Source organism: Caldisericia bacterium, from assembly GCA_021158845.1.
Lineage (GTDB): Bacteria > Caldisericota > Caldisericia > B22-G15 > B22-G15 > B22-G15.
In genome coordinates, this window is sequence record JAGGSY010000046.1 from 1 (window position 1) to 9,379 (window position 9,379).

Annotated in this window: 7 protein-coding genes and 1 riboswitch; of the genes, 5 read left to right on the forward strand and 2 right to left on the reverse strand. The window is 39.0% G+C overall.

Annotation, left to right across the window (positions count from 1 at the left end):
• Positions 1-198: 198 nt before the first annotated feature.
• A riboswitch (cobalamin riboswitch) is annotated at positions 199-372 on the reverse strand.
• 79 nt (positions 373-451) lie between these two features.
• From J7J33_01880 to J7J33_01900, 5 genes are read left to right on the forward strand one after another with little or no spacing between them, the layout of a single operon-like run.
• Positions 452-1,726: an FAD-dependent oxidoreductase gene (locus tag J7J33_01880; protein ID MCD6168039.1), complete on the forward strand. Its 1,275-nt coding sequence runs from the start codon at positions 452-454 to the stop codon at positions 1,724-1,726.
• Positions 1,719-2,951 carry an NAD-dependent dihydropyrimidine dehydrogenase subunit PreA gene (gene preA, locus J7J33_01885; GenBank protein MCD6168040.1) on the forward strand — a complete coding sequence of 411 codons (1,233 nt, stop codon included), beginning with the start codon at positions 1,719-1,721 and terminating at the stop codon, positions 2,949-2,951. Before J7J33_01880 ends, preA begins: the two co-directional genes overlap by 8 nt.
• A 2-nt stretch (positions 2,952-2,953) precedes the next feature.
• Positions 2,954-3,421 (forward strand): (2Fe-2S)-binding protein, encoded by a 468-nt coding sequence (locus J7J33_01890; GenBank protein ID MCD6168041.1) that lies wholly within the window; start codon positions 2,954-2,956, stop codon positions 3,419-3,421.
• A complete protein-coding gene (locus tag J7J33_01895) occupies positions 3,418-4,284 on the forward strand; it encodes a xanthine dehydrogenase family protein subunit M (protein ID MCD6168042.1) in 867 nt (288 codons plus the stop codon). Before J7J33_01890 ends, J7J33_01895 begins: the two co-directional genes overlap by 4 nt.
• Before the next feature lie 4 nt (positions 4,285-4,288).
• Positions 4,289-6,601 (forward strand): xanthine dehydrogenase family protein molybdopterin-binding subunit, encoded by a 2,313-nt coding sequence (locus J7J33_01900; protein MCD6168043.1) that lies wholly within the window; start codon positions 4,289-4,291, stop codon positions 6,599-6,601.
• A 171-nt stretch (positions 6,602-6,772) separates the two neighbouring features.
• On the opposite strand, the gene feoB is transcribed toward J7J33_01900, so the two are convergent.
• Both feoB and J7J33_01910 read right to left on the reverse strand, forming a co-directional pair.
• Positions 6,773-8,692 (reverse strand): ferrous iron transport protein B, encoded by a 1,920-nt coding sequence (gene feoB, locus J7J33_01905; protein MCD6168044.1) that lies wholly within the window; start codon positions 8,690-8,692, stop codon positions 6,773-6,775.
• Positions 8,671-9,246, reverse strand: a complete 576-nt coding sequence (locus J7J33_01910) for a FeoA domain-containing protein (GenBank protein MCD6168045.1) — start codon at positions 9,244-9,246, stop codon at positions 8,671-8,673. Before J7J33_01910 ends, feoB begins: the two co-directional genes overlap by 22 nt.
• Positions 9,247-9,379: the final 133 nt, after the last annotated feature.

The window sequence follows — 9,379 nt, forward strand, 5'->3', positions numbered from 1 at the left end:
TTCTTGATGAATGGGGCGAAGTAGAGATTAAACTCCTCTCCATTTAAATAAGCTTTAGTTGATCCAATTTTAAGTGTCAAACTGATCTCGTGTGAATAGGAAATCTTCTTAGGTGTAATGGTAAATAGAAGTGAGATAAGAAGTAGGGCTAAGATCAATTTTTTCATTCATGCACCTCCTTTCCTTTCCGCGAAGGCGGAAGGTGATTTTGTATCAGGCAGGTCTCCTGGCTTAGGGGTGATAACGCAAATTAATCTCTTAAGCCTTCCCAGGTCTTCCCCAGTGGCTTAAGAGTAGATGCTCCCCCATCACAGTTGCGGGACAGCAGCGGACTTTCACCGCTTTCCCTAAACCTGATACAATTAAATTCTACCACAGATTTTAATCACTGTATCTTGCATCAAAATATATTCTAAATTATTATTAAAGAAAAAGATTTAAGGGGTGATGAATGGAGAAAAGCTTGATAGTTAGTATGATGGATGAGGAAAGGGTTGTGATGGAGGCAGAGAGGTGCCTTTTCTGTTATGATGCTCCATGTGAAAAGAAGTGCCCTGCCCATCTTCCAATATCGCAGTTCCTCTTTATGGTGAGAAACAGAGACTTCATTGGAGCAACAAAGATGGTTAGATCCAGCCACGCATTTATAAACACAGCGGGATATGTTTGCCCAACAGAGATGCTCTGTCAGAGCGCATGCACAAGAGCAAAGATTGACTCACCCATAAACATAAGGGAAATTCACAGATTCCTCACAGATAACTTTGATGTGGAAGATTACCTTTCTCTTCCACCTATGGACAAAGAGGAGGTTGCAATAATTGGAGGAGGTCCCTCTGGTCTTTCCTGTGCCTTTGAACTAAGAAAAATGGGATACAAACCAGTTGTATTTGAAGAAGGTGAATTAGGGGGTATTCCAGTTCAGGAGATATTTGAAGAAAGACTCCCAAGGGAAGTTACAAAAAAAGACATTGACTTTGTTTTCGGAAACTTCGTCCACGAAATTAAGAGAGAGAAGGTCAAAGAGGTAAAACCACTATTAGACAAATACAGAGCAGTGTTTATAGCAACTGGGCTTACAAAAGAAACAGAACTTGAAATTAAGGGAATTGAACTTAAAGGGGTGTATAAGGCAAGGAATCTCTTAAGAAAGATAAAGGGAGGGGAAAACTTACCAGATCTTGGGGAGAGAATAGGAATTATAGGAGGAGGAAATGTAGCTTTAGAAATAGCAAATACACTCAAAACTCTGTCTCCTGACAGGGAGGTTTTAATAATATACAGAAGGGGACTCACTGACATGAAGGCATTTCCTGAAGAGATAGAAAGAGCAAAAAGAATTGGTGTGAATTTTTACTTCCAGTCAATACCTGAAGAGATTGTTGGAGAAAGTAATGTAGCGGGAATAAAGGTAAGTCAGGCAAAACTTATAAAAAGGGATGAATCTGGAAGAAGGAAACCAGAAAGGATAGAGAAAAGTGAGTTTATAATACCACTTACATCTGTTGTAATTGCCATAGGCCAGAAAATGGAGAATCTATTCCCAGAACTTGAAAGGGCTAAGGGTGTAGTAAAGATTGATGAGAATTTTATGACAAGCATTCCTGGAGTTTTTGCAGGAGGAGATGTGGTAAACGGAGGAGACACAATTACAAGGGCAGTGGGAGATGGAAAAATTGCGGCGAGAAAAATAGATGAGTATTTAAGGAGGAAGAGAGATGTTTAGAAGAAAGGATCTATCTATAGATTTTCTTGGTATCCATCTTGAGCATCCATTCATTCTATCAGCAGCTCCACCAACAGATGAACTTGAAATGGTGATAAACGGGCTGGAAGCAGGCTGGGCTGGAGCAATTCTTAAGACAACATCTGTTGAAGGAACTGAGGTTGATTTGAAGTATCCAATGATGTCTTCCTTTGGAACAGGCTTGAGAAGAATAACAGGACTTGGAAACATTGACCTTATATCAAAGTATCATATTGATGAGGTAGAGAAGAGGGTAAGGATACTTAAGGAAAGATTCCCGAACAAAATGATAGGTGCAAGTATAATGGGGGCAAAAAAAGAAGACTGGCAGACTCTTGTCCATAGATTGAAAAAGGCTGGTGTGGACCTTATTGAATGTTCCTTCTCCTGTCCTCAGGGAAGTATGGGGGAGAGCCCTGGAAGGATGCTTGCACAATCTGTGAAAGCAACGGAGAAGGTTACAAGGTGGGTGAAAGAGGCAGCAGGAGACACTCCTGTGCTTATAAAAATAACCCCTCAGGTGACAGACATAGTGGAGGTTGCAGAAGCTGTGAAGAGGGGAGGAGCAGATGGGATAACTGCAAGTAATACAATTCCATCTCTTCTTGGAATTGATATATACTCCTTTGAGCCGTATCCAACAGTCTTTGGGAAGAGTTCCTACTCAGGTCTATCTGGAAATGCAATAAAACCTATAACTTTAAGGACAATAGCAGAGATAAAGAAGAATGTGGATATAGTGGTCTCTGGAAATGGCGGAGCATACTCATGGAGAGATGCAGTTGAAATTATGCTTGTTGGTGCAAGTAATGTTCAATTCTGCACACTTCCAATGCACTATGGATTTAGGGTTATTGAAAGTCTCTTATCTGGATTATCCAACTATCTTGAAGAGATGAATTTTTCATCTCCAATGGACATTGTTGGAAAGACTCTACCAAAGATAGTTGCCAACGAGGAACTTCCAAAAGTGGAAGTCAAAGCACACATTGATGAGGATAAGTGTGTTGGGTGTGAGCTTTGCTATGTATCATGTAGAGATGGAGGACACATGGCAATAGAATTGAAGGAGGATTCAAGAATTCCAAAGGTTAATGAGGATAAGTGTGTTGGGTGTGCAATGTGTATGCAGGTCTGTCCTGTAAATGCAATTCATATGATTGAAAAGATGGATTCAAAGGAACATAAGTTTGTAAGGAAATAAAAATGAAAACTATAAAGATAAATTTTGTGCTTAATGGGGAAGAGATTATTGATGAGGTGCCTGTGAACATAACTCTACTTGATTACTTAAGGGATTATCTCCGCCTTACAGGTACAAAGGAGGGATGTGGAAAGGGTGAGTGTGGAGCATGCACAGTCATAATGAATGGAAGGAGTGTAAATTCCTGTATGGTTCTTATTCCTCAGGTGGATGGAAAGAATGTTTTAACAATTGAAGGTTTATCTAAGAACGGCATTACAAAGATTCAGAAAGCTTTTGTAGAGGAAGGCGCAATACAATGTGGATTCTGCACCCCTGGAATGGTTATGAGCACATACTACTTACTATCAAAGAATCCTCATCCAAATGAAGAAGAGATAAGGGAAGGACTATCTGGAAATCTATGTAGATGCACAGGCTACAAAAAAATCATAGAAGCTGTTAAGAGAGTAAGTGGGGGTAAGAAATGAAGGAATTTGAGTATCTGAAACCAAGGGATTTAAATGAGGCACTTCTTTTTGCCAGAGAGTACGGGCACAGGAAAAGGTTTCTCGCTGGAGGAACAGACCTTATTGTCAGATTAAAGGACAATCTGATCAGAGAAGACTACATTATAGATATAGGGGAAATTGAGGAACTTAGAGGTATAGAGAAAAAGAACGGTGAAATACATATTGGGCCAATAACAACACACTCAGAGATAATTGAATCCGAGATAACAAAAAAGTATGCTCCTTTGCTTGTGGAGGCAGTTAAGACCATAGGCTCACCCCAGATAAGAAACAGGGGAACAATTGGCGGAAATATCTGCAACGCATCCCCTGCAGGGGATTCAATTCCTGCCCTCGTTGTCTCTGAAGCAAGATTTGTTGTAAAATCTCTTAATAATGAACGAATCATAGATATAAAGGATTTTTTTGTTGGTCCTGGAAAAACATCGTTAAAGCAGGACGAAATCCTTTACAAAATAATAATACCTGAGTGGAAGGAGAATGAAATAGGTTTCTTCAATAAACTGGGGCAGAGAAATGCCATGTCAATCTCAATAGCAAGTGTGGCAGTAAAGCTTGAGAGAGAAAAGGATAACAAATTTAAAAAAGCATTTGTATCCTTTGGAGCAGTCTCTCCTGTGGTGAACAGAGCAACCAAGTGTGAAAATTTACTTACAGAGAGGGAATTAGATTCAAAAGATTACATATTTGAAGCTGCAAACTGTGCTTTAGATGAGGTAAACCCAATAACAGATGTAAGGGCAACAAGGGAGTATAGAAGGGAAGTCTCAAAATACCTACTCTATGAGAGTCTTCTGAACTTATTGGGGATTGGAGGTTAGGCATATGAAAATAAAAGTTGAAAAACCCGTTGAAAAGAAGGAAAAATGGATTGGGAAAAAAGTCCCACAGATTTTATCCAGCAAGAAGGTTACAGGGAAACTTAAGTATCCATCAGACATATACCTTGAAAATATGTTGTGGGGAGTAGTTGTAAGGAGTAAATATCCCCATGCAGTAATAAAGAGAATAGATACAACAAAAGCTGAAAATTTTCCGGGTGTGGTAAAGGTTCTTACATGGAGAGACATACCAGGAGAGAATGGTTTTGGCATAGTTGTGCATGACCAACCAGCTCTTTGTAAGGACAAAGTGAGATATGTTGGTGATGCAGTGGCACTTATAGCAGCTGAAACCAGAGAAATCGCCGAAAAGGCAAGAGAACTTGTAGAAATTGATTATGAGCCACTTCCTGTTGTAAAAGACCCTATCCTTGCTATGAGCGAAGACTCACCAAAGGTTCATGAAAAGGGAAACATACATCTTCACACTGTGATAAATAAAGGAGACATAGATAAGGGATTTAGTGAGGCAGATCTTATTATTGAAAATGAGTATAGAACAGGAAGACAGGAACATGCATACCTTGAAACAGAATCTGGTGTTGCATACTACGATGAGGATACCGACCTTCTTACTGTATGGTGTGGAGGGCAGTATGCATTTAGAGATCAAATTCAAATTGCAAGAGTGCTTGCCCTTGACCCAAGAAAGGTGAGAGTTATTGCAAACCCACTTGGTGGAGGATTTGGTGGAAAGGATGAGATAACAACACAGATACATCTTGCTCTCCTTACTTATTACACAAAGAGACCTGTAAAAATGGTTATCTCAAGAGAGGAATCCATGATTTTCTCCTGGAAGAGACACCCAATGATCTTAAGATACAAAACAGGAGTTAAGAAGGATGGGACACTTGTAGCAAACGAGGTTTACATCTATGCTGATACAGGAGCATACGCCTCTCTTGGTGGACCTGTGGTAAATCTTGCTGTGGAACACTCCTGCGGTCCATACAGGATACCAAATACACACATTGAGGGCTTCTGCATATACACAAACAATGGAGTAGCTGGTGCCTTCAGAGGATTTGGAGTAAATCAGGTAACCTTTGCCATGGAATCTCAGATGGATGAAATTGCAAGAAAACTCAATATGGATCCAGTGGAGTTAAGAAGAAAGAATATCTTAAAGAGAGGAGAAGAGACTGGAATTGGAAGTGTAATTGAAACCAGTATGGGACTTAAAGAGATTCTTGACGAGATTGAGAAATCTGAAATCTACAAAAAAAGAGAGAAAATAAAAGTGTCAGATAAACCATGGATAAAAAGAGGGGTTGGCATAGCAATATCATATCAGGGAACAGGACTTGGAGTTGGTCTTCCAGATTATGGGTCTGCTTGGATAGAGATGAGGAAGGATGGCGGATTTAATGTATTTGCAGGAAATGTTGATGTGGGACAGGGTTTACAAACAAGTTTTAAACTTATTGCCTTAGAGACACTCTGCTTGAGAGATGAAAGAAAGATTCATATAATAACAGGGGACACCCATCTTACACCTGATTCTGGCACATCCACTGCCTCTGCAGGAACATACAGAGGTGGTAGAGCAATCCATATGGCAGGAATAAAAATGAGAGATTTATTAAAAAAACATACCTCCCAAATACTGGGTGAAGATGAAAAGAATCTTGAAATAGAGGATGGGGTCATCTTTGTAAAGGATAATCCAGAAAAAAGAGTAAGCTATGAGGAACTTGGAGAGTATCTTTCCAAAAAGGGAAGACTTCCAAAAACAGAGGGGCATTTCTATTTCCCAACATCAAAAACAAAAATACCTGGTGCCTTTGGTCTTCCTCATTACATCTTCAGTTTTTCAGGAAGTGTAGCCCTTGTTGAGGTAAACACATTAACAGGCAAAGTGAATCTTATAAAAGCTGTAAATATAATTGACGGTGGAAGAGTAATTAACAAGATTGGATTTGAAGGTCAATCTGAAGGTGGAATAGTAATGGGTATGGGATATGCTCTTATGGAGGATACAATTATAGAGAATGGATACTTTCTAACAGAGAACTTCTCCACATACATAATTCCAACAATAAAGGATGCACCAAAAGAGATAGAGACAATACCTGTTGAGACATATGAGGAACTTGGACCTTACGGAGAAAAGGGAATTGGAGAAACTGTAATGGTTCCAATTGCTCCAGCAATAACAAATGGAATCTTTGATGCAGTTGGTGCAAGGATAAAACAAATTCCTGCTACACCGGAGAGAGTCTTTTGGGCTATCAGAAAAAAGGAGGGGAAATAACCAAACACCTGTTTGGGGTTGACAAGTTTGAAGTTTGTTATAAAATTTTGGTTTTGGAGGGTTTATCTGACTTAATGTCACTTCAATGCCCACCATAGGGCGACTTGAAGAAACCCTCCCCTCACCCTCCTCCCTCCCAAGGGTCAGGAGAAAAAAGTCCTGGCCCTTTATTTAAAGAATAAGATTCAACGCTCCTCCAAGAAGAATTGCGAAGATCATTTCAGAAATAGCTATAAGAACTGCATACTTAAATCCCATTTCTCTTTTTAAAGCTGCAAAGGTTGCAATACAGGGAAAGTAAAAAAGAGTAATGACTGAATAGATTATGAGTTGCTTTGGAGTCATAACCGTAATGAGTTTCTCTGTGCCAAAAAGGGTAAAAAGCATAAACAGAGTGAGCTCCTTTCTTAAAATTCCAAATATAAGGGTTATGCTTGTTAATGGAGGAAGTCCAAGAAATTTCGTGAAAAATGGGGAGATAAAGGCCACAAAACCATCTAAAAAACCAAAGACCTTTAGAATCTCAAGAACGAAACTTCCAATAACTATTATTGGAAAGGCAACATATATAAAATCCTTTAATCTGAACCATGTCTGCTTTAAAACGATAGAGAGGGTTGGTTTTCTTAGGGGAGGAACCTCCATTATCAAACCAAGACTCTTACCTGGAACAACTCTTGATAGAAGTTTTCCCAAAAGAAATATAACAATAAAATCTATCAAATAAACTATAACCACATACTTAAAACCAAGAAATACACCAACAAGACCTAAAATAACTATTGTCCTTGCAGAGCATGGAATAAGTGTTGCAAGCACACTTGCAAGAAACTTCTGTCTCTTTGTCTCAAGTATCCTTGTTCCAAGAACTGCTGGTACATTACATCCAAACCCAAGAATCAATGGGAGGAATGCCTTTCCATGAAGACCCAAGGTGTGCATAACAGAATCTGTGAGGAAGGCAATTCTTGCAAGATAACCAGAATCCTCAAGTAAAGAGAGGAGGAGGTAAAATGGAGCAATGTATGGAAGAGCAATACTTATGCCACCCACTATTCCCTCCCCAATTCCATCCCACAGAATCTCCTTTAAGGATGGCGAAATGGATGTTGAATAAAAGATACCCTTCAGCCACTCAAAAAATATATCAAGATAACCAGATACAAAATCCCCAAATTTAAATATTCCATAGAACATGAGAAAGACACTCAAAATGAGAAAGAAGTAGCCAAAAACTGGATGCAAAAGAACCCTATCAAATATATCTGAAAAGTATCTTTTAATTCCCCTTCTTACCCTCTGAACCTCGTCTGTTATTCTCTTTGCAATATTATACTTCTCCTGAGAAATAATGAGAGATATACTCTCTCCATGAATATCCTCAAGCTCCTTTGACAGCTTCTCTACAACATCTATTACCACTCTCTCCTTTATAAGTTTTTTTACCTCTGGATCCCCCTCAAGAAGTTTTATTGCAGTCCACCTTTTAGGATAGGGAAGGTCTTCTGGAAGGATTTTTATGAGTTTTTCAATCCTTTCCTCTACCTCTTTTCCATATTTTATATCAATTGGTTTTGGTTTAATCTCCCCTCTGTAAACTTTGATACATGTCTCAACAAGTTTCTCTATTCCCTTTCCCTGAACAGCAATCATTGGAACAACAGGAACACCAAGGATCTTCTCAAGTTTCTTAGCGTCTATCTCAAAACCAAACTTTTCAGTTAGATCCATCTGATTTAAGGCAACAACAACATTGGCTTCAAGCTCAAGAAGTTGAAGGGTAAAGAAGAGGTTTCTCTCAAGATGAGTTGCATCAACAACATTTATTACAATATCTGGCTTTTCCTTTGCTATAAATTCCCTTGTTATAAGTTCCTCTTCTGAATATGTAGTTAATGAGTATATGCCAGGGAGATCTATAACTCTAATTACACAGTTCTTATAGTAGAGTAGACCCTCTGCTCTTTCAACGGTCTTTCCAGGCCAGTTGCCAATTATCTGATTTGAACCAGTTAATTGATTAAAGATTACACTTTTACCTACATTGGCATTACCTGCAAGGGCAAATACTATCTCCTTCTTCTCACCCATATCCTTCCTGCTATTCCCCTTCCAAGAGCAAGATGATAACCCCTCACAGAAATCTCAATGGGACCAAAGGGTGCCCTCCTTATAACCTTAATTCTTGTGCCTGGTGTAAGCCCCATATCAAGTAGCCTCTGTACCATCCCTCTTCCTCCCCTTATTGAAACAATCTCCCCCTCATCCCCTGACGACAATGAGAGAAGTGTAACAATGTCTCCTTGATTAAATCCAAAAACTCCTTTGATTCTCTCCTTTCCCTCATCTGGAAGAAAATGCTCAAGCTCATGAGCCTCCTTGTGTGCCTCTTTTTCATTAACTCCAATATCTTTAAGAAGTCTCTCCAATATTTCATGTTTCTCCAAAATGTTTTTCCCCTCAAGTAATCCAAGAGGAGTAAGAACAACCCTTCCATCATTTTGAATTTTTATCTTTCCCTCTCTAACAAGGTCATCAATGACCTCTCTTATATTTGGAATATTAAATTTCCCCTCTATATCAGAGAGATACACATTCTTTTCTTGAACCAGAAACTTTAAAATATCTTCCTTCTCTTTTTTCATAAGACAGAATTATTATAACATACGTGAAAATTTTTTTCTTTTGCCACCCCAAAGACTAAACACAAAAATGCAACTCTGGGTGCCAGATACTGTGATAATGTCAAGGGGATGAAAGGGTTAAAGAGTTGTTTCT